Origin of the sequence: Cellulomonas sp. APG4 (genome assembly GCF_009996735.1) — a bacterium.
GTDB lineage: Bacteria > Actinomycetota > Actinomycetes > Actinomycetales > Cellulomonadaceae > Actinotalea.
In genome coordinates this window covers 62,416-85,769 of sequence record NZ_JAACYI010000001.1, presented here as the reverse complement: position 1 = coordinate 85,769, position 23,354 = coordinate 62,416, and the positions used below count along the sequence as shown (strand labels likewise).

At 74.8% G+C, this 23,354-nt stretch carries 18 protein-coding genes; 12 read left to right on the top strand and 6 right to left on the bottom strand.

Annotated elements, in window-relative coordinates; genetic code table 11:
* Nucleotides 1-37: 37 nt before the first annotated feature.
* From GXB85_RS00365 to GXB85_RS00355, 3 genes are all read left to right on the top strand, one after another.
* Nucleotides 38-1,744 (top strand): HNH endonuclease signature motif containing protein, encoded by a 1,707-nt coding sequence (locus GXB85_RS00365; RefSeq protein ID WP_161915676.1) that lies wholly within the window; start codon nt 38-40, stop codon nt 1,742-1,744.
* Nucleotides 1,745-2,012: 268 nt separating this feature from the next.
* Complete coding sequence (locus tag GXB85_RS00360; protein ID WP_161915675.1) at nt 2,013-3,029, top strand: zinc-binding dehydrogenase; 1,017 nt, start codon at nt 2,013-2,015, stop codon at nt 3,027-3,029.
* Nucleotides 3,026-4,531: an FGGY-family carbohydrate kinase gene (locus GXB85_RS00355; RefSeq protein WP_161915674.1), complete on the top strand. Its 1,506-nt coding sequence runs from the start codon at nt 3,026-3,028 to the stop codon at nt 4,529-4,531. The genes GXB85_RS00360 and GXB85_RS00355 overlap by 4 nt, the downstream gene beginning before the upstream one ends.
* Before the next feature lie 84 nt (nt 4,532-4,615).
* Here GXB85_RS00355 and GXB85_RS00350 read toward each other — a convergent pair whose 3' ends face one another.
* Entirely contained in the window at nt 4,616-5,602 is a 987-nt protein-coding gene (locus GXB85_RS00350; protein ID WP_161915673.1) for a LacI family DNA-binding transcriptional regulator, read from the bottom strand.
* 138 nt (nt 5,603-5,740) lie between these two features.
* Here GXB85_RS00350 and GXB85_RS00345 point away from each other — a divergent pair, with 138 nt between their 5' ends.
* Complete coding sequence (locus GXB85_RS00345; RefSeq protein ID WP_161915672.1) at nt 5,741-8,038, top strand: glycoside hydrolase family 3 N-terminal domain-containing protein; 2,298 nt, start codon at nt 5,741-5,743, stop codon at nt 8,036-8,038.
* 75 nt (nt 8,039-8,113) lie between these two features.
* Here the strand turns inward: GXB85_RS00345 and GXB85_RS00340 are convergent, their stop codons facing one another.
* The gene (locus tag GXB85_RS00340; protein WP_161915671.1) at nt 8,114-9,055 is read right to left on the bottom strand and encodes a phosphoglycerate dehydrogenase; all 942 of its coding nucleotides are present in this window, start codon (nt 9,053-9,055) and stop codon (nt 8,114-8,116) included.
* A gap of 246 nt (nt 9,056-9,301) precedes the next feature.
* On the opposite strand from GXB85_RS00340, the gene GXB85_RS00335 reads away from it, so the two are divergent.
* Both GXB85_RS00335 and GXB85_RS00330 read left to right on the top strand, forming a co-directional pair.
* Nucleotides 9,302-9,766: a hypothetical protein gene (locus tag GXB85_RS00335; protein ID WP_161915670.1), complete on the top strand. Its 465-nt coding sequence runs from the start codon at nt 9,302-9,304 to the stop codon at nt 9,764-9,766.
* Nucleotides 9,767-9,937: 171 nt separating this feature from the next.
* The gene (locus tag GXB85_RS00330; protein WP_161915669.1) at nt 9,938-10,474 is read left to right on the top strand and encodes a hypothetical protein; all 537 of its coding nucleotides are present in this window, start codon (nt 9,938-9,940) and stop codon (nt 10,472-10,474) included.
* A 95-nt stretch (nt 10,475-10,569) separates the two neighbouring features.
* On the opposite strand, the gene GXB85_RS00325 is transcribed toward GXB85_RS00330, so the two are convergent.
* From GXB85_RS00325 to GXB85_RS00310, 4 genes are all read right to left on the bottom strand, one after another.
* Complete coding sequence (locus GXB85_RS00325; RefSeq protein ID WP_161915668.1) at nt 10,570-11,067, bottom strand: ribose-5-phosphate isomerase; 498 nt, start codon at nt 11,065-11,067, stop codon at nt 10,570-10,572.
* A 52-nt stretch (nt 11,068-11,119) separates the two neighbouring features.
* A complete protein-coding gene (locus GXB85_RS00320) occupies nt 11,120-12,973 on the bottom strand; it encodes a dihydroxyacetone kinase family protein (protein ID WP_161915667.1) in 1,854 nt (617 codons plus the stop codon).
* An 82-nt stretch (nt 12,974-13,055) separates the two neighbouring features.
* Complete coding sequence (locus tag GXB85_RS00315; protein ID WP_370523912.1) at nt 13,056-13,943, bottom strand: NAD(P)-dependent oxidoreductase; 888 nt, start codon at nt 13,941-13,943, stop codon at nt 13,056-13,058.
* 168 nt (nt 13,944-14,111) lie between these two features.
* Nucleotides 14,112-15,095 carry a sugar phosphate isomerase/epimerase family protein gene (locus GXB85_RS00310; RefSeq protein WP_370523911.1) on the bottom strand — a complete coding sequence of 328 codons (984 nt, stop codon included), beginning with the start codon at nt 15,093-15,095 and terminating at the stop codon, nt 14,112-14,114.
* A gap of 32 nt (nt 15,096-15,127) precedes the next feature.
* Between GXB85_RS00310 and GXB85_RS00305 the strand changes: the two genes are divergently transcribed.
* From GXB85_RS00305 to GXB85_RS00280, 6 genes are all read left to right on the top strand, one after another.
* Nucleotides 15,128-15,814 (top strand): GntR family transcriptional regulator, encoded by a 687-nt coding sequence (locus GXB85_RS00305; RefSeq protein WP_161915665.1) that lies wholly within the window; start codon nt 15,128-15,130, stop codon nt 15,812-15,814.
* Between the two features lie 94 nt (nt 15,815-15,908).
* The gene (locus GXB85_RS00300; protein ID WP_161915664.1) at nt 15,909-17,540 is read left to right on the top strand and encodes an EAL domain-containing protein; all 1,632 of its coding nucleotides are present in this window, start codon (nt 15,909-15,911) and stop codon (nt 17,538-17,540) included.
* A gap of 201 nt (nt 17,541-17,741) precedes the next feature.
* Entirely contained in the window at nt 17,742-19,469 is a 1,728-nt protein-coding gene (locus GXB85_RS00295) for a glycosyltransferase (protein ID WP_161915663.1), read from the top strand.
* A complete protein-coding gene (locus GXB85_RS00290; RefSeq protein ID WP_161915662.1) occupies nt 19,466-20,194 on the top strand; it encodes an HlyD family efflux transporter periplasmic adaptor subunit in 729 nt (242 codons plus the stop codon). Before GXB85_RS00295 ends, GXB85_RS00290 begins: the two co-directional genes overlap by 4 nt.
* Nucleotides 20,191-22,296 carry a glycosyl hydrolase gene (locus tag GXB85_RS00285; protein ID WP_161915661.1) on the top strand — a complete coding sequence of 702 codons (2,106 nt, stop codon included), beginning with the start codon at nt 20,191-20,193 and terminating at the stop codon, nt 22,294-22,296. Before GXB85_RS00290 ends, GXB85_RS00285 begins: the two co-directional genes overlap by 4 nt.
* Nucleotides 22,297-22,359: 63 nt before the next feature.
* Nucleotides 22,360-23,349, top strand: a complete 990-nt coding sequence (locus tag GXB85_RS00280) for an SDR family oxidoreductase (RefSeq protein ID WP_161915660.1) — start codon at nt 22,360-22,362, stop codon at nt 23,347-23,349.
* The last annotated feature ends 5 nt before the right edge of the window (nt 23,350-23,354 follow it).

Sequence of the window (23,354 nt, the reverse complement as noted above, 5' to 3'; positions counted from 1 at the left end):
TCTCGGGCATGTCGGAGGGTGTCCGTAGTGTGCGGGTATGTCCTTCCTACACGAGTCGCCCGCCGAGCAGCCGCTCGGTGGACGCAAGCGCGGGCACGCGTCCGTGCCGAGCTCCCGTGGTCTTGCGGTGGTGCTGGAGGACGCGGCTCCCGGCGCGGAGCTCGCGGCGCTGCTCGGCGCGGTGGAGGTCGCGGACGTGGACGACGCGGCGCTCGTGGAGGTGGTGGCCGGGTGGGAGCGGGTGGCGTCGTGGGCGACGGCGGGCCAGGCCGCGGCGATCGCTGAGCTGGGACGGCGCGCGGTCGGGGGCACGCAGGAGTTCGTCGCGGACGAGGTCGCGGCGCGGTTGCGGCTGTCCTCGCGGGCCGCGCAGAACCTCGTGCGCAGGGCCGAGGGGCTCGCGACGATGCCGGCGGTCCACGACCTCCTGGCGAGCGGAGACCTCGACGCGCGTCGGGTGGACGTGCTGGTGCGTGAGACCGACCACCTGAGCGCGCAGGACGCTCGTGCGGTCTCCGGCGCCGTGCTGGAGCGAGCGCCCGAGCAGACGGGTCCGCAGCTACGGGTGGCGTTGCGCCGTGCCGACGTCCTGCGCGACCCGGGGACGGCGCACGTGCGCCACGCGAGGGCTCGCGCCGAACGCTGCGTGCGCATGACTCCTGCCCCTGACGCGATGGCGTGGGTCACCGCGTTCCTGCCGGCGACCGATGCGGCCGCCGTCATGAGCGGCCTCGACGCGCTCGCGGCGGCTGCCGCACCCGCAGACGAGCGCTCCCTCGCGGCGCGTCGGGCCGATGCGTTGACCGACGTGCTGCGCCGCGTCCTGGACACTGGGGTCGGCCCCGACGGCCCGGTCCCCACCTCCCAGCACCGCCGACCGCACGTGCACCTGACCCTGTCCGCCGGCGGCCTGGGCGCCGAGGCCGGGGGCGTCGCCCTGGACCCGGTCGGAGTGGCCGAGCTCGCCGGGTACGGGCCGATCCCGCTCCCGGTCGCCCAGGAGGTCGCCGCCGAGGCGACCTGGCGCGCGGTCGGGGTCGACCCACGGACCGGAGAGGCCCTGACCCGTTCCAGCCGGGCGTACCGTCCCTCACCTCGCCTGGCGACCGCCGTCGTCGACCGCGACGTGACGTGCACCTTCCCGGGCTGCCGCATCCCGGCTGAGCGCTGCGACATCGACCACGTGACCCCTTACGACGCCACCGGCGACGCCGCGGCGCAGACCCGCGAGGACAACCTGATCGCGCTGTGCCGTCACCACCACCGCCTCAAGACCCACGCAGGCTGGACACCCACCCGCGACCCCGCCACAGGCGCTGTCAGGTGGCGCACGCCCCACGGCACCACCTACACCCGCGATCCCGTCCCGGCCGACCCCGAGTGGGAACCCCCGCCTCGGCGACGACCTCTTCGACCGGTTGTCGACCCTCGCGTCGCCGACTCCTCGCCCCCGGGGGCGTTCGAGCAGTACCTGCGCGCCCGTGCGGGCGCGCCCAGCGGCGACCGCGAGGAGCGACTGGGCGCCGTGGGATCGGCACAGGGCGAGCGCACGAGCGGGGCGGCCGAGCGCTCGAGCGGGGTGGGCGAGCGTTCGAGCGGGGCGGCCGAGCGTTCGAGCGGGGTGGGCGAGCGTTCGAGCGGGGCGGGGGGCGCCTCGGTTGGTGTGCGCAGTGCGTCGAGGGGTGCGGGCGAGGCCTCCGGGCGGCGGTGCGCACCCGCGGAAGCGGACGATCCGCCGTTCTGACCGGCCGACTCGCTCGTGGCCTCCGACCGTCGACCCGCCGCACCGATCGTGCCCCGTGGATGGGCTCGTCGGCGTGGATGGGCCGGCTCGAGTGGGTCTGCCACCTGCGTGGATGGGTTCGCCTTGGTGGATGGGCCGGCTCGAGTGGGTCTGCCACCTGGGTGGAAGCACCCGCCGGGTGGCTGGGCTCGTCCGGGTGGATGGGCTCGTCCGGGTGGATGGGCGGGTCCCGGGTGGGCGCACCTAGGATCTCGCGAGGAGGTGGCCCATGAAGGTGGCGCGATTGCACGGTCTCGGGGACGTCCGGCTCAGCGAGGAGGCGGATCCGGTGCCGGGTCCGGGTGAGTCGCTCGTGCGGGTCACGGCCGTCGGGCTCTGCGGGTCCGACCTGCACTGGTTCAGCGAGGGCGGGATCGGCGACGCCCAGCTCGCAGATCCGCTTGTGCTCGGTCACGAGGGTGCCGGCGTGGTGGTCGGTGGATCACTCGACGGCACGCTCGTCGCGATCGACCCCGCCGACCCGTGCGGGCGCTGCGAGCTCTGCCTCGCCGGTCACCGGAACCTGTGCCCGCGCGTCCGCTTCGCCGGGCACGGCCGCAACGACGGCCTGCTCCGCGAGCTCATCGCGTGGCCGACGCACCTGCTGCACCCGATCCCCGACACCCTCAGCCCCGCCGACGCCGCGATGCTCGAGCCGCTCGGTGTCGCGCTCCACGCCCACGACCTCGCCCACACGCGCCTGGGGCAGTCCGTGCTGGTCGCGGGCTGCGGACCCATCGGGCTCGCCGTCGTGCAGCTCGCACGCCTCGGCGGCGCTCGCACCGTCATCGCCGTCGAGCCGCTCGCCCACCGTCGCGCCGCTGCCGCGCGCCTCGGAGCCGACCTCGTGCTCGACCCGGCCGACGGCGACGTCGTCGCACGCGTGCTCGAGGCGACCGGCCTCGGGGTGGACGTCGCGTTCGAGGCCGCGGGGAACGACGACGCCGTCGGGCTCTGCGTCGAGGCGACGGCGCCGGGCGCGACCGTGATCCTCGCGGGCATCCCGGGCGAGGACTCGACGACCTTCCCCGCCGGCGCCGCGCGCCGGAAGGGGCTCACGCTCAAGCTGTCGCGTCGGATGAAGGAGATGTACCCCCGGACCATCGACCTCGCGACCAGAGGCGCGGTGGACGTGCGTTCGCTCGTGACGGACACGTTCGCGCTCGACGACGCCGCCCGGGCGTTCGCGGTCGCCGAACGACGCGAGGGCCTCAAGGTCGTCGTCGACCCGAGCCGGCGCGGATGAGCACGCAGCGGCTGGTCGTGGCCGTCGACTGCTCGACCACGGCCGCCAAGGCCGTGGTGCACGACGGCGACCGCGTGGTCGCCCAGGCGGCGCGGCCCCTCACCACGACGAGCCCCCGCGCGTCCTGGCACGAGCAGGACGCCGAGGACTGGTGGTCCGCGACGCGCGGCGCCGTCGCGGACGCCGTCGGGCAGCTCGGGGAGGCCGCCGAGCTCGTGGGTGCCCTCGCCCTGACGCACCAGCGCGAGTCCTTCGTCTGCCTCGACGCCGACGACCGGCCCCTGCGTCCTGCGGTGCTGTGGCTCGACGCCCGCGCACACGCCGAGATCGCCGAGCTGGGCTCGACGCGCGTCCACGAACTCTCGGGCAAGCCCCCGGACACGACGCCCGCGATCTACAAGTTCGCGTGGCTCGCGCGGCACGAGCCCGAGGTGCTGCGTGCCGCGCACCGCGTGGGTGACGTGCACGCGTTCCTCGCGCTGCGCCTCACCGGGCGGTGGGCGACGGCCGAGGGGTCCGGCGACACCCTGGGCCTGCTCGACCTGCGGGCGCGCACCTGGTCGACCGAGCTGTGCGACCTCGCCGGCGTGCGCGTCGACCAGCTCCCGACGCTCGTCCCGGCGGGTGAGCCCGTGGGTGCACTGACCACCGCGGCGGCGCACGAGCTCGGCCTGCCCGACGGCGTGGTGCTCGTGGCGGGCATCGGCGACGGCCAGGCCGCGGGCCTCGCGCTCGGCATGACCGAGCAGGTCGCGTACCTCAACCTCGGCACGTCGATGGTGCTCGGCGTCGAGCACGACGGCTACGTGTGGGACCCCGCGTTCCGGACTCTCGTCGGGCCGCGTCCCGGGACGTACGTGCTCGAGACCGTCCTGAACGCGGCCGCGTACGTCGCGAGCTGGTGCCGTGAGCAGTTCGGCGGGGCGCCCGGCGAGGAAGGGCTGGCCGCACTCGAGCGGGCCGCGTCCGCGGTGGGTCCCGGAGCGGAGGGCCTGCTCACGCTGCCCTACTGGAACGCCGCCCAGACGCCGTGGTGGGACCCGCTCGCGCGCGGCGCCGTCGTCGGCTGGCACGGCCGGCACACGCCGGCACACCTCTACCGCTCGGTCCTCGAAGGGGTGGCGTTCGAGCTGCGGCTGCACCTCGAGCGCCTCGAGGCCGCGACGGGCGTGCCTGTCACGGGCATCCGGGCCGTGGGTGGGGGAGCACGCAGCGCGCTCTGGGTTCAGGTGGTCGCCGACGTCACCGGGCGTCCGGTGCGCGTATGCGCGGCGGGCGAGGTGAGCGCCGCGGGAGCGGCCGTGCTCGCGCGGCAGCACCTCGCGAGGGCCGACGGCGTCCCGGTCACCGCGGTGACCGAGCCTTCCGGGCATGACGTGCTCCCGGGACCCGATGCCGCACGCTACGCCGCACTCGCTCCCGTCCACGCCCGGCTCTACCCGCAGCTGCGCGAGGTGTTCGCCGAGCTCGCCGCCGTGCGCGACGCAACGCAGGAAGGCTAGGGCTGGGCGCGCGTGGTGCTGGTGCGCGCGTGGGAGGCGAGCTGGGTGGTCAGCTCGAGTCGGTGGGCTGGTTCGCCGGTGGGGTCAGTCGGTGGTGGTCGTGGTGCTCGCGCGGAGGACGAGCTGGGTGGTCAGCTCGAGGCGGCCGCTCTCGGGCGCGGGCTGGCGGCCGAGGGCGATCCGCACCGCCTGGGCGGCCATGTCCGCGTGCGGCTGACGCACGGTCGTGAGCGCCGGCGTGACGAACCGCGCCACCGAGAGGTCGTCGAAGCCCACGACGCTCAGGTCCTCCGGAAGGCGCAGCCCGCGGTCCCGTGCCTCGCTCAGCACGCCGAACGCCTGGAGGTCCGAGCCCGCGAACACCGCGGTCGGCGGTGCGGCGAGGTCGAGGAGCGCCGCGGCGGCACGTCGACCACCGTCGGACCGGAAGTCGCCCTGCACCACGAGGTCGTCGTCGGCCGGGATCCCGGCCCTGCGCAGCGCGGCGAGGTAGCCGTCGACCCGTTCGGCGCTGCACGCGAGGTGGTCCGGTCCGACGATGGTCGCGATCCGCGTGTGGCCGAGCCCGAGCAGGTGCTCGGTCGCGGCGAGCGCGCCAGACCAGTTCGCGGCCCCGACGCTCGGCAGGCGCGGGTCGCTACGACCGGTGCGGTCCAGCAGCACCACGGGCACGCCGGTCCCGAGCAGGGCGTCGACCGTGGCCGTGGTGAGGTCGGTCACGGCCAGCACCACGCCGTCGGACCTGCGTCGCAACGCCGCGCCCAGCCACTCCGCCTCCGGACCGCGGCTCGCCGTCACGACGAGGCCCACCCCGGCGTCGTGCGCCTCCGCCTCGGCCCCCGCGACCACCTCCTGCGCCCACGGCGAGTCGACGGCGCCCAGCACCAGGTCGACGAGACCGGCACGCCGGCGAGGGCGTCCCGGCCGTGCATAGCCCACCTGCTCGACGGCCTCCTCGACGCGTCGCCGCGTGGCCGTCGAGATCTGCGGGCGGCCGTTGAGGACCTTGGAGACCGTCGGGACGGACACGCCCGCCGCCCGGGCGACGTCGGCGATCGTGGCACGGGACATGTGAGGAGCGTAGGAAACTTTCGGGCCGTGTGCACGGAAAAGTCAGTCAGAAAACGTTGTCGAATCGTTCCAGGGCTCGTAGGGTGAGGGCTTTCCGCGCGGGCCCACGCCCGTCCACGGTCGCCTCGAGGGAGAGACATGACCAGCACCACCGCCGCCCACGCAGGCGTCCCGGCCGCCAGCGAGCGCGTCCGCGACCTCGTCGCACGGATGACCCTCGAGGAGAAGCTCGCGCAGCTCGTGGGCCTGTGGGAGGGCCGCGGCGGCTCGGGCGAGGGCGGTGACGTCGCCCCCATGCAGGACGCGATGCAGAGCGACGTCGACGAGCTCGAGGGCTTCGCGACGCACGGTCTGGGCCAGCTGACCCGCGTGTTCGGCACGACGCCCGTCGAGCCCGTCGAGCAGGCCCGCGCCCTCGCGCGCAAGCAGCAGTGGCTCCAGCGCGAGACGCGGCTCGGCATCCCCGCCCTCGTGCACGAGGAGTGCCTCACGGGCCTCGCGGCGTGGAAGGCGACCACGTTCCCCGCGCCGCCGTCGTGGGGTGCGTCGTTCGACCCCGCGCTGGTCGAGCGCATGGGCGCGGCGATCGGCGAGTCCATGCGGTCGCTCGGGGTGCACCAGGGCCTCGCGCCGGTGCTCGACGTCGTGCGCGACGCGCGCTGGGGCCGGGTCGAGGAGTGCATCTCGGAGGACCCGTACCTGGTCGGCACCGTGGCCACGGCGTACGTGCGGGGCGTCCAGTCGACCGGGGTCGTCGCGACGCTCAAGCACTTCGCTGGGTACTCGAACTCTCGCGCCGGCCGCAACCTCGCCCCGGTGCACGCGGGCCCGCGCGAGCTCGCCGACGTCTTCTGGCCGCCGTTCGAGATGGCGGTGCTCGACGGCGAGGTGGGCTCGGTCATGAACTCGTACACCGAGGTGGACGGCGTGCCCTCGGCCGCCGACGAGAGCCTCCTGACCGACCTGCTGCGCGGGCGCTGGGGCTTCGAGGGCACCGTCGTCGCCGACTACTTCGCGGTCGCGTTCCTGCACTCGCTGCACGGCGTCGCGGGCGACCTGGGTGACGCCGCGGCGCAGGCGCTCACGGCCGGGATCGACGTCGAGCTGCCCACGGGCACCGCCTACCTCGAGCCGCTCGCCGAGCTCGTGCGCTCCGGCCGGTTCGACGAGGGGCTCGTCGACCGTGCGCTCGTGCGCGTGCTCGTCCAGAAGGAGCGGCTCGGCCTGCTCGACGCCACGTTCGACCCCGACGCCGTCGGCGAGATCGACCTCGACCCGCCCGCGCACCGTGAGATCGCCGAGCGGCTCGCCGAGGAGTCCGTCGTGCTCCTCACCAACGACGGCGTGCTGCCGCTCTCCCCGGGCCGCCGCGTCGCCGTCGTCGGGCCCAACGCCCACGCGACCGAGGCGCTGTTCGGCTGCTACAGCTTCAGCAACCACGTCCTGTCCCAGCACCCGGGTTACGAGCTCGGGCTCGACGTCGCGACCGTGCGTGACGCGCTCACGGGCGAGCTGGGCGACGTGGCCTACGCGCGTGGCTGCGACGTGCGCGGCACCTCGACCGAGGGCTTCGCCGAGGCGGTCGAGGCCGCGCGCGGCGCGGACGTGGCGGTCGCCGTCATGGGCGACCTCGCGGGCCTGTTCGGTCGCGGCACCTCGGGTGAGGGCTGCGACGCCGACTCACTCGAGCTGCCGGGCGTGCAGCGCGCGCTCGTCGAGGAGCTTCTCGCGACCGGCACGCCGGTGGTGCTCGTGCTGCTCACGGGCCGCCCCTACGCGATCGACTGGGCCGTCGAGCGCTGCGCCGCCGTCGTGCAGTCGTTCTTCCCGGGCCAGGAGGGGGCGCGTGCGCTCGCGGGCGTGCTGAGCGGGCGGATCAACCCCTCGGGGCACCTGCCGCTGACGATGCCGCGCTCGGTGGGCGCCCAGCCCTACAGCTACCTGCACCCGCGCCTGGGTGCGGCGAGCTCGGTGAGCAACCTCGACACGGCCCCCGTGCTGCCGTTCGGCCACGGACTGTCGTACACGAGCTTCGCCTACGACGAGCTCGTGGTGAGCGCGCAGGTCGAGGCAGGCGGGGCGTTCACCGCGAGCGTCCGCGTCACCAACACGGGCGACCGGGCCGGGGCCGACGTCGTGCAGCTCTACGCGCGCGACCTGGTCGCCTCGGTGACGCGGCCGATGGTCCAGCTGCTGGGCTACGCGCGCCTCGAGCTCGGCGCGGGGGAGTCGCGCACCGTGACGTTCGACGTCCCGACCACCCGGCTCGCGTTCAGCGACCGCCGGCTGGTGCGCGTCGTCGAGCCGGGCGACGTCGAGGTCTCGGTCGGCACCTCGTGCCTCGACCTCGTCGAGACCCGCACCCTCACCGTCACGGGCGAGGTGCACGAGGTCACCACGGCCGACCGGCGCACCGTCGGCGTCGCGATCGACTGAGCTGGCCTGTCCGGGCGGGGAGGTCACGCGGGCAGGCGTGGCCTCTCCGGACCGGGAGGTCAAGCGGCAAGCGCCTCAGCGCTCGACGACGTTGCGGAGCTCGCGGCCCTCGAGGAGCGCCCTCACGTTGTCCGCGATCAGGGCGTCGGCGCCCAGCGGTCGGCCACCCGCGGCGTGCGGCGAGACGATCACGTCGGGCTCGTCCCACAACGGCGAGTCGGCGGGCAACGGCTCCGTCTCGAACACGTCGAGCGCCGCGCCGCCCAGGCGCCCGCCGCGCAGGGCCTCGAGCAGCGACTCGGTGTCGAGCGTCGCCCCGCGGCCCACGTTGACGACCCAGGCGTGTGGCGGCAGCAGCGCGAGACGTTCGCGGGACAGCGCGTGGTGCGTGCTCGCCGACGCGGGCAGGATCATCACGAGCAGGTCGGTCGAGGGCAGGTGCGCCGGGAGGTCGTCCTCGGTGATCACGGGGAACCCGTGCCGGTCGCCCGCGGTGCGCGCGACGCCGGTGACGTGTGCTCCCAGCGCGGCGAGGAGAGGCGCGAGGGTCGCGGCGATCGAGCCGAAGCCCCACACGAGCACGCGCGCGTCCCGCAGCGTGCGGAACGCGCCCACCTCGTCCAGCGGCTGCATCCCGCCGAGCTCGCGCACCCAGCGGTGCTCGGCCTGCGCCCGCCCGAGCACGTGCAGCCGGCGCGCGGCCGCGAGCACCAGCGCGAGCGTGTGCTCGGTCACCGGCAGGTCGTGCAACGAGCGACCCGAGGTCACCACGACGTCGGGCGCGAAGCCCGCACCGAGCACCTGGTCCGGGCCGGCCGCGAGGGTCTGGACCCAGCGCAGGCGCGTGAGCCGCGCGGCCGCGTCGGCGAGCTCCGGACCTCGGTTGCCCCAGACGACGAGCGCCTCGGCGTCGCGGTGGGCGTCCGGCACGGGTTCGCGGTTGTCGTACCGCACCGCCTCGACGCCGTCGGGCAGGTCCGGGTCGAGCGGGATGCTCGTCGGCAGCAGGATCTTCACGCGTCCTCGCAGGTGGGGTCGGTGGGCCGAGCGGCCGCGGCGCCGGAAGTCCGCTCGGTGGTTACGGTGGTGGTGGCCCGTTCCGGACCGTCGGTGAAGGAGTGTCCATGATCCCTCCCGAGTGGCCAGGCGAGACGGTGGTGGCCCGTTCCGGACCGTCGGTGAAGGAGTGTCCATGATCCCTCCCGAGTGGCCCGACGAGACGGTGGTGATGGCCCGTTCCGGACCGTCGGTGAAGGAGTGTCCATGATCCCTCCCGAGTGGCCCGACGAGGCCGAACCCGTACCCGACGGCACCTGGCACCGCAGCGTGCTCGTCCCCTGCGAGCACCGCACCTGCCCCGACGGCATGCTCGTCGCGCACCTGCTGACCCCGGACGACGGCCCGCCCGACGCGCAGCTCGTGCACCGCGCCGCGCGGCTCCTCACGCGGGGCGAGGCGCTGCTCGACGTCGCCGAGGCCCACCTCGCGGCCGAGGTCGCGGCAGATCCCGAGCGGTTCGGCTGGACCGCCGACGACGTCGCCGCGGCCGACCGCGACGAACGTCCGCTCGCGACCGAGCCCGCCTTCACGTTCGGCGAGGCCGCGACGTGGTCGATCCACTTCGCCGAGGGGCGGCTGCCGGTGTGCGAGCCGTACGGGGTGCTCGTCACGATGACCGGCTGGGACCCCACGGGGGTCGAGGACCTCTCGCAGGCCGAGGAGCTCTGAGGGACGCAGGCTCGGCAGGCACGCAGGGGTGGTTCGCACCGAGCGCGGCGTTCGCACTGAGCGTTGGGTTCGCACCGAGGGTCGGGTTCGCACTGAGCGTTGGGTTCGCACCGAGCGTTGGGTTCGCACCGAGCGTCGGGTTCGCACCGAGCGTCGGTAGGGTCGTGCGGCATGGCGATCCTGCACTCCGGCGCGACGATCCGGCCGACCAAGCCCGAGCTGCTCGAGGCGGAGCTCGGCGGCCCCGTCGAGGTTCTCGGCTCCTACCGCTTCGACGACCCGGCGGGCGAGGTCGGCGTCGAGGCGTTCGTGGTCCGGCACGGTGAGCAGCTGCGTCACGTGGTGCTCACCTACCGCGGCGCCCCTCTCGACGTGGCCGGGGCGCGCCTGATCGCGACGATGGAGCACTCCGAGCTGGGCCGGCGCTGGGTGTACGACGGCGCCGGCGACCCGGTCGCGGTCGCGTGCTTCCGTCGCGCGATCGCGGGCGAGCAGGAGCAGGCAGCCCTCGAGCTGTGGGAGGACGGGCGCAAGGTCGGGATGCGCGAGCCGACGGTGCGGCTGGCCGCCCTGGCAGGGGACCCGGGTGGTGACCCGGCCGAGCGAGGCATGTGGGTCGTCCGCGACCTGGACGACGCACGAGGGACGGGTCCGGCACTGGTCGCGACCTGGGACGGCGGCGAGGCGGTCGTCGCCCGGCTGGGCTGAGCGCTCGCGGCCTCTCGCACCACGCGACGCCGAAGGTCCGGAGCAGCCGGTCGCCCTGACCCGCAGGCGCCTCGAGACGTCCACGGCATCCGTGGTCAGGACGGCTGGTCGTAGCCGCGGATGGCGTCGACCTTCTCGGCCGAGGCGGACGTCGGGTCGAAGCGGTGGCCGACCCACTCGCGCACCAGGCGTCGCGCGAGCTCGAGACCGATGACCCGTTCCCCGACGCACAGCACCTGGGCGTCGTTGGACAGGACCGAGCGCTCGACCGAGTAGCTGTCGTGCGCGGTGACGGCGCGGACCCCGGGCACCTTGTTGGCCGAGATGGCGACGCCCAGGCCCGTGCCGCACACGAGCAGGGCACGGTCCACGCGGCCCTCCGCGACGAGCCGCGCCGCGGTCACCGCGACGTGCGGGTACGCGGTGCCGCGCTCGGGGCCGTCGTCGGGCACGCCCACGTCGATCACCTCGGCGACGCGCGGGTCCGCCTCGAGGTCGGCACGCAGTGCGGCCTTGTAGCGCAGGCCCGCGTCGTCGCAGGCGACGGCGACGCGCAGCGGCTCGGGCTGCTGCTCGGTGGTCGGGCTGGTCATGACGTCTCCTCCGATGAAGTCACGTGCGCGGCGCGGACGGCGGCCCGCCGGCTCACGGCGTCTCCTCGGGAGACGCCGACGACACCGTGCGGACGACGAGCGCGAACGAGACCGCGCCCGGGTCCGGGGTGCCGACGCTCTGCTCGGCGAGCGGGCGGGCGCGGCCCACGCGCGGGCGGAGGTCGGCGGTCGCCTGCGCGGCGTCCTGCGCCGCGTCGGTGGCACGGCCCCAGGTCGACACCAGGTCGTCGTCGCTCCCCTCGCGGAGCGCCGTGTGGAAGGGGACCAGCGCGTCGAGGAAGGTCTTGTCGCCGACGTCGGCGCGGCCCAGCTCACGAGCCGCGGCGAGGGCTGCGCCGACGGCCTCGGTGACCGCATCGGTCGAGGGCCCCGCGGCCCAGGCGGAGTCGTCGGTGGGCAGCACGGCGCCGGCAGCCTCGAGCATCGCACCCCACAGGACTCCCGAGGTCCCGCCGGCGCGGGCGGCCCAGGCCCGCCCGGCCGCCGTGAGGAGGTCGCCCGGCCCGCCGCCCGCCTCGAGTGCCGAGGCGGCGGCTTCATGGGCCGCGGTGAGCCCGCGGACCATCCCGCGGCCGTGGTCGCCGTCCCCGGCGACGGCGTCGAGCCGGCCGAGGTGCGCCTCCTCGGCACGGACCGCGTCGCGCGCGTGCGCGAGCTGCGTGAGCAGTCCCGCCGCGGCAGCGCGGACGGCGGGGCCAGCCGGGGCCGACGTCGTGTCGGGGTCGGTCGCGACGCGCGTCGGCGGGCCGCTGCCTGCAGGGAGCTCGGTGCTGTGGTGAGACGTGCCGTGGTGAGACGTGCTGTGGCCGGGCGCGCTGCTGTGGTCGGACGTGCCCTCGTGCGGCGCGGTGCCGGCCCGCGTGCTCGGGCGCGCGGCCGCCCGTGCGTCGAACCTGCCCTTGCGATAGGCGGGCGCGTCGGACGGCGCGAGCCACAGGCGCTCGAGCTCGTCGTCGAGCCACATGAGGGTGAGTGAGCAGCCCGCCATGTCGAGGCTCGTCACGAGCTCGCCCACGTCGGGAGACACGACGGTGACGTCGGCCGCGCGAAGCCGCTCCGCCACCGACGCCCACACCACGAAGAGCTCCTCGTACTTGGTGCGGCCCAGGCCGTTGAGCACGACGGCGGCCCGGCTCGGCCCGGGCGCGGGCGCCTCGGCGAGGACCTGGTCCACGAGGGTGACCGCGAGCTCGTGCGCGGTCGGCATGTCGGTCTCGCCGATGCCCGGCTCGCCGTGGATGCCGACCCCGATGCCCATGCGGCCCTCGGGGACCCCGAACAGCGGTGCGTCGGCGCCCGGGAGGGTGCAGCCGTCGAACGCGACGCCCAGCGTGCGCGTGCGGTCGTTCGCGTGACGCGCGAGGCGCTCGACCTCGTCGAGGCTCGCCCCGGCCTCCGCCGCCGCCGCGGCGACCTTGAAGACGGTGAGGTCGCCCGCGATGCCGCGGCGCTCGGACTCCTGCCCGGCGGGGGCGCTCGCGACGTCGTCGGTCACGAGCACGTAGCGCGCGTCGATCCCCTCGGCCGCGAGGCGGCGGCAGGCGAGCGTGAAGTTCATGACGTCACCCGCGTAGTTGCCCGTGAGCATCACGACCCCGGCGCCGCCGTCGGCCTCGCGCCCCACCGAGGCCGCGTCGTCGGCCGACGGCGACGTGAACACGTTCCCGACGACGGCGCCGTCCGCGAAGCCCTCGCCGACCAGTCCGCAGAACGCGGGGTAGTGGCCCGAGCCGCCACCGACGACGACGGCGACCTTGCCGGCGGGCGTCGGCTGCGCCCGGACCACGCCACCGGGCACGAGCCGCACCTGGTCGGCGTGGGCGTCGGCGAAGCCGCGGAGGGCGTCGTCGGAGAACTGGGCCGGGTCGTTCCAGAGGAGGGTCATCGCGTGTCCTTCTCGGAGGCGAGGGTCGTGGCGACCGCCGAGTCGTCGTCGGAGAACTGGGCCGGGTCGTTCCAGAGCAGCGTCACAGCGCCTCCTCGCTCGCGCGGGTGAGGGTCGTCGCGACCACCGAGTCGTCCTCGGCGGCGAGCCCCCGCGCCTCGGCGAGCAGGTAGAGCTGCTCGGCCGCGGACGCGACGGGGGTCGCGACGTGGGCGTCGCGCGCGAGCCGCGCGACGATGCCCATGTCCTTGGAGATCACGTCGAGCCGTGAGCGCAGCTCGGGCTCGCGCCCCGTGAGGCGCGCCGCGATGCGTGGGCCGCGGTCGGCGAGCATGAACGAGGCGGCCGCGCCGGCACCGAGCACGTCGAGGGTCGCGTCGAGGTCGAGCCCCAGCGCGTGCGCGAGGGCGAGCGCCTCGGCGGCCGCCGCGGTGTGGATCCCGCACAGCAGCTGGTTGACGGTCTTGAGCACCTGGCCGTCGCCCACGCGCGGTCCCACGACCGCGAGGGTCGAGGACAGCTCCTCGAGCACCGGGCGGGCGAGCCCGAGCGCGTCGTCGGGCGCGCCCACCATGATCAGCAGGTCGCCCGTGCCGGCGCGCACCGGACCCCCGCTCACCGGGGCGTCGACCAGGTGGACGCCGTGGACGGCGAGGCGGCCGGCCGCGGACTGCGCGGCCGGGGCGCCGACGGTCGACGTCAGCACCACGACCGCTCCCGCGGCGAGACCGTGCACCGCGCCGTCGTCGGCGAAGAGCGCCTGCTCGAGCTGAGCGGCGTCGCGGACGCCCACGAGCACGACGTCGGCTCCGCGTGCGGCCTCGACCGGCGAGAGGGCCCCGGCGACGCCGGCCTCGGCCGCGAGGTCGAGCCGCGCCGCGGCGACGTCGAACGCGCGGACCTCGAACGTGCGCGCGAGGTGGGTGGCCATGGGCAGTCCCATGGCGCCGAGGCCGAGGACGGCGATCACCGGGTCACCTCTGTCGTGGTCGTGGTCGTGGTCGTGGTGCGTGCGGGGGCGCTCAGGGCCGCCGTGGCGGTGGTGCGGGCGATCACGGGGTCACCTCTGTCGTGGTCGTGGTCGTGGTCGTGGTGCGAGCGGGGGTGTTCCCGGCCGCCCTGATGGCGGTGCGGGCGGTCACGGGGTCACCCCGCGTGTGCTCGCCTCGCGTGCGACCTCACCCGTCGCGACGGCGAGCAGCCGGCGCAGGTAGCGGTGGTTCTCGGCCATCACCGCCAGTCCGTCGCCGCCGTAGTGCTCGACGCAGAAGGGACCGGCGAAGCCGACCTCCAGCGCGGTGCGGATCGCCTGGCGGTAGTTGACCGACCCGTGCGCCATGGGCGCCGGGACCGCGGTCACGGCACCGGTGCGCGGGTCGTGGTCGCGGTGGTAGCTCTTGACGTGCCAGTAGTTCGAGACGGGCAGGCACGCAGCGACGGCCTGCTGGAAGTCCTCGACGTCGCGGTGCAGGCGGAACAGGTTGCCCAGGTCCGGGTTGAGACCCACGGCCGGGTGCGCGATGTCCTCGACCAGGCGCACGGCCGAGGCCGACGAGCCCAGCAGGGTGTCCTCGTACATCTCGAGCGAGAGGTCGAGCCCGACGTCGGCCGCGTGCTCACCCAGCTCGCGCAGCCGGGCGACCGCGAGCCGCCAGGTCTCCGTCGAGTCGTCGTCGCGCGGGCCGTCGACCGTCCAGAACCACAGCACCCGCTGCTGCTCCGGGAGCAGTGGCCGGTGCAGACCCACGCTCACCACCGAGCAGCCGAGGCTCGCCGCGGCGTCGATCACGCGGTGCGAGTAGGCGAGGTTCTCGGCGCCGTGCTCGGGGTCGATGACGCTGCGCCGGATCGCTGAGACCGCCTCGGCCCTCAGCCCCGCACGGCCCAGCACGTCGGCGAGCTCGGTGAGCCGCGACGGCGCGAGGTCGCCCACGCGCACCCAGGAGTCCGTCAGGTCGACCTCGGTGAAGCCCTCGTAGGCCACCTCGGCGAGCTGGGCGAGCCAGGTCTGCGCGGACGCGTCCTGGCTCGCCGGGAACGGGAGCATCGCCGCCGCCACCGGCCAGTCGGTACTGCCCCACGGGGCCTCGGTACGGGTGTCGGACGAGGGCAGGGGAGCCACCATTGGCCTCTATTTCCTATACGATTCCGTTCGTGTCGAGTGAAGCAACGGCCCCGGCGGGTGTCAAGGTCGAACGGCGCACCCTGGTCGACGAGGTGCACGACCAGCTCGTCGAGCTGCTGCTCGAGGGTCACGCGCCCCCCGGGAGCCCGCTGCGCATCGACCACCTCGCGCGCACCTGGGGCGTCTCGCCCACACCCGTGCGGGAGGCCCTGAGCCGCGCCGCGGCGAGCGGGCTGGTCGAGCGCGTGCCCCTGCGCGGGTTCCAGGTCGCGCCGCTGCTCACCGAGGAGCAGTTCGCCCAGCTCATGGACGTGCGTGCGCTGCTCGAGCCCACCGGTGCCGCGCTCGCGAGCGCCGCGGGCGACGACGCGGTGGCCGTGCGGCTGCGCGAGGTGCACGCACGGATGGCGACGGCGCCCCGTGGCCCCTCGGCGCACGACGTCCAGCAGTACCTGCGCGCCGACGTCGAGTTCCACCAGGTGCTGGTGCACGCCTCGGGCAACGCGTTCCTCGAGGCGGCGCTCGCGACGACCGCGGCGCACGCACACCGGTTCCGTCGCTTCCCTGGCGGTGTGGTGACCGACGCCGACGAGGCTCTCGCGGAGCACGCCGCCGTGCTGGCGGCCGTCGAGGCCGGTGACGCCGAAGGGGCCGCCGACGCGATGCGGAGCCACCTCGCAGGGGTGCGCCGTCGGGCGGTGCACGCGCAGGGCTGAGACCCCGAACGGTCCCTCATCAGCGGGGCCGGCCGGACGATGGGTCGAGCGGCAGGGCGGCCGCCCCGCCGTCCCTGCGCGGCCAGGAGGCGCTGTGCCCCTCGACCTCGACGACCCGTTCCGCGGGTACACCGGCGCGCCCGGCGCGGAGCGGCCCGGGACGGGCGACGGGGCCGCTGGCACGAGCGACGAGGTCACCGAGCAGACCGGTGGCGAGACTGGCACCAGCGACGTGGCTGCCGAGCAGGCCGGCGACGAGGTCACCGAGCAGACCAGCGACGGGGCCGGCACCCGCGACGGGGTCACCGAGCAGGCCAGCGACGAGGTCACCGAGCAGACCAGTGACGCGGCCTTCCTCCGGCTCCTCACCGAGCGGCGGGTATCCGCGGTCTTCCAGCCCGTCGTCGAGCTCGTCACGGGCGAGGTCGTGGCGTACGAGGCGCTCGCGCGCGGACCCGAGGGCACGGCGTTCGAGAGCCCGGGCGAGCTCTTCGCGCGGGCCGCCGCGCTCGGGCGGACGGCCGAGCTCGACTGGGTGTGCCGGGCGGCCGCCTTCGGGGCCTTCCTCGAGGCCGACGTCCCGCCGTCGGCGTCGCTGTTCGTCAACGTCGAGATCGCCTCGCTCCTGGACGAGTGCCCCGAGGACCTGCTGACCGTGGTCGGCCACGCCGAGGCGCAGCTGCGGGTGCTGATCGAGGTCGACGACGGCACCCTCGCGGCCGACCCGGCGGGGCTGGTGGCGACGGTCGAGCGCGCCCGCGCCATGGGCTGGGGCATCTCGATCGACGACCTCGGCACCAGCCTCGGCTGCCTGTCGGTGCTGCCGATGATCCGGGCCGACGTGGTCAAGGTCGGCATCCGGGCGTTCGGCGGCGGCGACGGCAGCCTGTTCTCGCCCGTGGTCGCGGCGGTGCTCCAGCACGTCGAGCTCGCCGGGGCGGAGCTCGTGGTCAAGGGGATCGAGAGCGACGACGACGTGCGCCTCGCCCGCGCCCTGGGCGCCCGCTACGGCCAGGGCCACCACCTGGGCACCCCCGGTCCGCTCCCCGCGGAGGTGCGTGCGCCGCGCGCCCTGGTGCCGCTGCGCCAGGACTGGACGCCCGAGCCCGCGGTGCCCTCACCGTTCGACCTCCTGTCCGGCCATGAGCGCCGGACGGTGACCCTCGCCGAGCTCGAGACCATCGCGCGCCTGCTCTACACGCACGCCGTCGAGACGGACGCGCACCCCGTGGTGCTGATGGGCCTCGGCGACGGACCCGAGAACGAGGAGCGGCGCGCCGCCGGACGCGCGCGGCTGGCCGACATGGTGCCCCTGACCTCCAAGGCCGTGCTCACCGTCGCCTTCGGCGTGGCCTGCCCGCCGGACCCGGGCGAGCACGCCCGCGGCGTCGCCGTGCCGCGCAGCGACCCGCTCGCCGAGCAGCCGTTCCTGGTGATCCTGACCGAGCACCTCGCCGTCGCGCTCGTCGCCCGCCGGTCGCGCGCCACCCGGGGCGCCTTCGAGATGATCCTCACGCAGGAGCCCCAGTCCGTCGACGACGTCGCGCGTCACCTGCTGCGGCGGGTCCCGCCCGCCGGCGGACCGCACACGCTGCTGCCGCTGCGCCGGGGCGAGGTACCCGGCCCGGGTGTACCGACCCCGCGCGCACCGGCCGACGACGACGTCCCCGCACCGGTCGCGGGGGCACGCGTGTGGCACGGGTGGCTCGGGGGCAGGCGGCGCTGAGGACGTGCCACCCAGACGTGACCGGCGCCACAGCGCGCGTTCACGCGCCCGACACATGCCGGGCCTAACGTCACAAGTGCAGGCATGTCCGACATGCCCGCCCGATGCGGGCCGTGCCCGCCCCAGCCGCCGCTGACGCCGCCGGTGAGCCACGCGTGACGACGCGCCCCGAGAGCCGACCGTTCCGCCGTGGAGCGTGCCATGTCCTCACCCACGACCGACCTCGACCGCCTGCTCGTCGAGCCCCGCCGCACCGACGACCCGCGGGCCAGACCCGCGACCCGTGCCGAGAACGCGACCGCCGAGTCACCGTCGCTCATGCTCCTCGTGCTGCTCGCGAGCATCGGCGTGCTCGCCTACGCCGCGTTCCTGCTCAACCCGGCCAACCGCGGCGACCTGCTGCCGTACGTGCTCGTCATGACCGCCGAGACCGTGCTCGTGGTGCACGCGCTGCTGGCGATGTGGACCATCCTCTCGGCGGGGCACGACCCGCGCGGCTTCACGTTCCACCACGCGCAGGAGCGGCTGTTCGACGTGCCGCAGATCATCCGCGACGGTGCCGAGCGCGAGCCCTGGCGCTGGGCGTTGCACCTGCGGGACCGACCCGTGACCGTCGACGTCTTCGTCACGACCTACGGCGAGGACCTCGCGACGATCCGGCGCACGGTGGTCGCGGCCCGTGACATGGACGGCGCGCACGTCACGTGGGTGCTCGACGACGGCCGCTCGGACGAGGTGCGTGAGCTCGCGGCCGAGCTCGGCGTCCGCTACGTGCGCAGGTTGAGCGGCGGGGGCGCCAAGGCGGGCAACCTCAACCACGCCCTCACCCTCGCGCGCGGCGAGCTGTTCGTGGTGCTCGACGCCGACTTCGTCGTGATGCCGGCGTTCCTGCGCGAGACCGTGCCGTTCTTCGCGGCCGACGACGTCGCGTTCGTCCAGACGCCGCAGACCTACGGCAACCTGCACGGCCTCGTCGCGCGCGGCGCGGGGTACATGCAGGCGGTTTTCTACAGGTTCGTCCAGCCGGGCCGGAACCGGTTCAACGCGGCCTTCTGCGTCGGCACCAACGTCATCTTCCGGCGCGGTGCGATCGACCAGATCGGCGGCATGTACACCGACTCCAAGTCGGAGGACGTGTGGACCTCGCTCATGCTGCACGAGCGCGGCTGGCGCAGCATCTACATCCCCACGACGCTCGCCGTGGGCGACACCCCGGAGACCGTCGAGGCCTACACCAAGCAGCAGCTGCGCTGGGCGACCGGCGGCTTCGAGATCATGCTGCAGCACAACCCCCTGTCGCGGCGACGCAGGCTCACGCTCGACCAGCGGCTCCAGTACACGGTCACGGCGACCCACTACCTCACGGGCATCTGCCCCCTGCTGCTGCTCCTGGTGCCGCCGCTGCACGTCTACCTCGACCTGAGCCCGATCGACCTGCAGATCTCACCCGCCATGTGGCTCGTGTACTACGCCGGCTTCTACGTCATGCAGATCGTGCTGGCGTTCTACACGCTCGGCTCGTTCCGCTGGGAGGTGCTCATGCTCGCCACCGCCTCGTTCCCGATCTACACCCGCGCCCTGGTCAACGCCCTGCTGCGGCGTGAGCAGGCCTGGCACGTCACGGGCCGACGCGGCGCCGTGACCTCGCCGCTCACCTTCGTCGTGCCGCAGGTGCTCTTCTTCGTCTTCCTCGTGCTCACCTCGGTGGTGGGGGCGTGGCGCGCCGTCGGCGAGGGCTACGTGAGCCTCGCGCTCGCCTGGAACACGACGAACGCCGTCGTGCTGGGTGCGTTCGTCGTCACGGCGGTGCGCGAGGGACGACGGCGCGGTCGCGAGGCCAGGCATCGCGCCGACGCGGGTGAGGTGCGCCCCGCGGTGCGCGAGCCCGTACGACCCGTCGGCGTCCTCGTCCCTGGGGGTGTGCGATGAGCTGGCGCACCCGGGCACGGCTGGTCGGCGGGCTCGTGCTCGTGCTCCTCGTCACGGGTGGGCTCACGCTGAACCTCAACGCGCGCAAGGGGACGGTCCACAGCGTCTCGGCCGCCGTCGCGGCCGAGACGTACGACGTGGGCTCGGCCTACGCAGGCCTTGTGCGCACGCAGCTCGTCGAGGTGGGCGACGAGGTGCGCACGGGTGATCCGTTGTTCGTGGTCGACAGCGCGACGCTGCGGCACGACGTCCAGATCGGGCTCGTCACCGACGACGCCGCGGGGGCCCTCGTCGCGGACGACGGCACGCTCACCCTGACCGCGACCGGGGACGGCACCGTGAGCGAGGTCGCGGCGCAGGCCGGGACCTTCGTGCAGGCCGGGACGACGCTCGCGAGCATCGAGCGGGCCGGCACGAGGCACGTACGCGCCGAGCACCGGCTCACGCCCGAGCAGCTCGCACGGCTCGAACCCCAGGCGCGCGTGACCGTCACCCTGCCGGACTCGAGCACCGTCACCGGACGGGTCGAGGAGACGGTCGTGACCACGGCGGGCGGGGTCGCCGACGTGACCGTGACGGTCGCGACGCCCGTGCTCGCGGCTGACGACACGGCCGTCGCCGCCACGGGGACCCCGGTGCGTACCGTGCTGCACCTGCGCAACGACGGCGTGGTGACGACTGTCGCTGACACGCTCGAGGACCTCCTCGCCCGGGTGCTCGGATGAGGACGCGAGCCGGGCGGGACCGGCGACGTACACGGCGACCGGCGCTGCGGCAGACGTCGCGACCCGGGCTGCTCACCACGGCGACCGTCGTCGCGCTCGGCGGGCTCCTCGCGTGCACGCCCGGTGGGGGAGGCGACGACGTGGGAGCGGGGCCTGCCCGCTCACCGGGCGAGGTCGCTCAGGCGGCCGCGACGCGCCTGGACGACCACGCGGAGCTCCTGGCCCAGCTCCCCGAGGCCTCACCGGGTGACCTCGGTGAGATGCGGCTCGCGCACGGCCTCGTCCCGCCCACGAACCGGTGGTTCACCGGACTGGTGTTCGGTGACGCACCGCAGCCGGTGTTCCCGCTGCCGCTCTCGGTCGCGGTGACGGGTTCGGGTGTCGAGGTGGGGGCGCCGCGTCCCACGGCCTCGCCCGCAGCCGTGGTCGGGCCGCACGTCGCGGCGCTCACCCTCGACCTCGGCCTGCCCCTCGAGCCCGTGGTCGTCGCCTACGACGCCGCCTCGGTGACCGTCGCGCTGACGGGTGCCGACGGCGAGGTCGCGCGCCTCGAGCTCGCGCAGGGGTCGCCGTTCGTGACCCTCGTCGCGAGCGGGGGGCTCGAGGTCGAGGTCGCCGGTGCCCGGGATGGCCTGGGCGCCGCGGGAGAGCCCGAGGGTGCGGAGCTCGAGGCGGAAGGACACACCTTCGGGCTGTGGACCGACGGGACGTCCAAGGATGCCGGCGGTGTGCGGCTCGAGGCGGACGAGCACGTCACGCTCGCGCTCGTGCCCGACGACGCGACCGAGGCGACGCGCGCTGCTCTCGCGCGGGCGGCCGAGCACGCCGTCGTCCGTGCGCACGTGGGCTGGGAGCTCGGCGACGTGGCGCGCACGACGCTCGACCTGCGCACCGACGACGACGAGCCGGGCCTGGTCGTCGCGATGCCGCACCACGAGCGGCCCGAGGGCTGCCTCGGGACCTACCCGAGCGTGCACGGGACGCTCGCGCTCTGCCCCGGACCGCTCGTGACCGAGGCGCCCGCGCTCGAGGCCGCCGTCGTGCCCGATCTCGACGGGTTGGGCGACGAGGTGCGCGCCGGGCTGGTCGAGCAGCTGCGGGCCGACGTCGCCGCGGCGCCGCCGTACCCGTCCGACACGTACTTCGGGACCAAGGCGCTGCACCGCTCCGCGACGTTGGTCGCGCTCGGGCGCGAGCTGGGTGCGGACGACGTCGTCGCCCCCGAGGCGGATCGCCTCGAGACGGCACTGCGCGAGTGGGCCGAGCCGGACGGGTGCGTCGTACGCGACGTGCGGTGCTTCGTCCACGACCCGGTCGCCCACGCCGTCGTCGGGCTCGAGGCGTCGTTCGGCTCGGAGGAGCTCAACGACCACCATTTCCACCACGGCTACCTGCTGAGCGCGGCGGGGATCCTCGCGGCCGACGACCCTGAGCTCGCGGCCGACCTCGCGCCCGTGCTCGACGCGGTGGCCGCCGACATCGCCTCGGGAACCGCGAGCGACCTGCTGCCCGCGCTGCGCGGGTTCGACGCGTACCGCGGGCACTCGTGGGCCTCGGGGACCGCGCCGTTCGCGGACGGGAACAACCAGGAGTCGACGTCGGAGGCGGTCGCCGCGTGGAACGGGCTCGCGCTGTGGGCGCGCGCCACGGGTGACGACGCGCTCGAGACCCAGGCGCGCTGGCTGCTGTCGACCGAGGCGGCGACCGCGCGCGCGTACTGGACCGAGCCGGACCTCGACGACCCGTCGCTCGTCGGCTTCGAGCGTGAGACGTTCTCGATCGTCTGGTCGGCCAAGCGCGACCACGCCACCTGGTTCTCGGCCGAGCCGCACGCGATCCTCGGGATCCAGCTCATCCCGATGGTCCCGGTCGACGGAGCGCTCGCGGCCGACGCCGCGCACGTGCGCGCGGCGGTCGCCGAGGCCACGCCGGGCGGGTTCGGCGTCCAGTTCGGCGAGTACCTCGCGATGTACCTCGCGCTCGTGGACCCCGCGGCCGCGCGCGAGGCCTACACCCAGGTGACCGACGACGTGCTCGACGGTGCGACGTCGCGCGCGTACGTCGAGGCCTGGCTCGCGGCACCGCCGGAGACAGCGGGGTAGAGGCAGCGGGGTGGGGCAGAGGTGAGCACTGGCGTCGGATCGATTCGACGCTAGCGTGGGTGCATGAGCGCACCCAAGGTCCTGTTCATCGGCGGCACGGGCATCATCAGCTCGGCGTCGTCGGCCCTCGCGGTCGAGCGCGGCTACGACCTCTACCTGCTCAACCGCGGCGCCTCGACCACGCGGCCTGCACCCGAGGGCGCGACCGTGCTGCACGGCGACATCCGGGACCCGGAGTCGGCCCGGGCCGCCCTGGGGGACCACGAGTTCGACGCCGTCGTCGACTGGGTCGCCTTCACCCCCGAGCACGTGCAGACGGACCTCGACCTGTTCACCGGGCGCACGGGCCAGTACGTCTTCATCTCGTCGGCCTCGGCGTACCAGACGCCGCCCGCACGCCTGCCCATCACCGAGTCGACGCCGCTGCGCAACCCCTACTGGCAGTACTCGCGCGACAAGATCGCGTGCGAGGACCTGCTGGTGCGCGCCTACCGGGAGCACGCGTTCCCCGCGACGGTGGTGCGGCCGTCGCACACCTACGACCGCACGCTCGTGCCCATCGACGGCGGCTGGACGGCGGTCGAGCGCATGCGCCAGGGCAAGGAGGTCGTCATCCACGGTGACGGCACCTCGCTGTGGACCCTGACCCACCACACGGACGTCGCACGGGGCCTCGTGCCGCTGCTCGGCAACCCGCGCACGCTCGGCGAGGCGTTCCACATCACCGGCGACGACGTGCTGACCTGGGACCAGATCGCGCACACGCTCGCGGCCGCCGCCGGCGCCGAGGCGCGGATCGTGCACGTGCCGTCCGACGTGATCGCCGCCGAGGACCCGGAGTGGGGGCCGTGGCTGCTGGGCGACAAGGCCCACTGCGCGGTCTTCGACACGAGCAAGCTGCGCAGCGTGGTTCCGGACTTCACGACGCACGTGCGGTTCGAGCAGGGTGCGCGCGAGATCGTCGAGTGGTTCGACGCGGACCCGGCCCGCAAGGTCGTCGACGAGCGCTTCGACGCCCTCCACGACCGCCTGGCGGCGCGCTTCCGCGTCTGAGGTGA

What these genes read in the sequence shown, in the direction of transcription:
- GXB85_RS00365 (WP_161915676.1), top strand. Translation starts at nt 38, where the DNA reads ATGTCCTTCCTACACGAGTCGCCCGCCGAGCAGCCGCTCGGTGGACGC.
- GXB85_RS00360 (WP_161915675.1), top strand. Translation starts at nt 2,013, where the DNA reads ATGAAGGTGGCGCGATTGCACGGTCTCGGGGACGTCCGGCTCAGCGAG.
- GXB85_RS00355 (WP_161915674.1), top strand. Translation starts at nt 3,026, where the DNA reads ATGAGCACGCAGCGGCTGGTCGTGGCCGTCGACTGCTCGACCACGGCC.
- GXB85_RS00350 (WP_161915673.1), bottom strand. Translation starts at nt 5,602, where the DNA reads ATGTCCCGTGCCACGATCGCCGACGTCGCCCGGGCGGCGGGCGTGTCC.
- GXB85_RS00345 (WP_161915672.1), top strand. Translation starts at nt 5,741, where the DNA reads ATGACCAGCACCACCGCCGCCCACGCAGGCGTCCCGGCCGCCAGCGAG.
- GXB85_RS00335 (WP_161915670.1), top strand. Translation starts at nt 9,302, where the DNA reads ATGATCCCTCCCGAGTGGCCCGACGAGGCCGAACCCGTACCCGACGGC.
- GXB85_RS00330 (WP_161915669.1), top strand. Translation starts at nt 9,938, where the DNA reads ATGGCGATCCTGCACTCCGGCGCGACGATCCGGCCGACCAAGCCCGAG.
- GXB85_RS00325 (WP_161915668.1), bottom strand. Translation starts at nt 11,067, where the DNA reads ATGACCAGCCCGACCACCGAGCAGCAGCCCGAGCCGCTGCGCGTCGCC.
- GXB85_RS00320 (WP_161915667.1), bottom strand. Translation starts at nt 12,973, where the DNA reads ATGACCCTCCTCTGGAACGACCCGGCCCAGTTCTCCGACGACGCCCTC.
- GXB85_RS00295 (WP_161915663.1), top strand. Translation starts at nt 17,742, where the DNA reads ATGTCCTCACCCACGACCGACCTCGACCGCCTGCTCGTCGAGCCCCGC.
- GXB85_RS00290 (WP_161915662.1), top strand. Translation starts at nt 19,466, where the DNA reads ATGAGCTGGCGCACCCGGGCACGGCTGGTCGGCGGGCTCGTGCTCGTG.
- GXB85_RS00285 (WP_161915661.1), top strand. Translation starts at nt 20,191, where the DNA reads ATGAGGACGCGAGCCGGGCGGGACCGGCGACGTACACGGCGACCGGCG.
- GXB85_RS00280 (WP_161915660.1), top strand. Translation starts at nt 22,360, where the DNA reads ATGAGCGCACCCAAGGTCCTGTTCATCGGCGGCACGGGCATCATCAGC.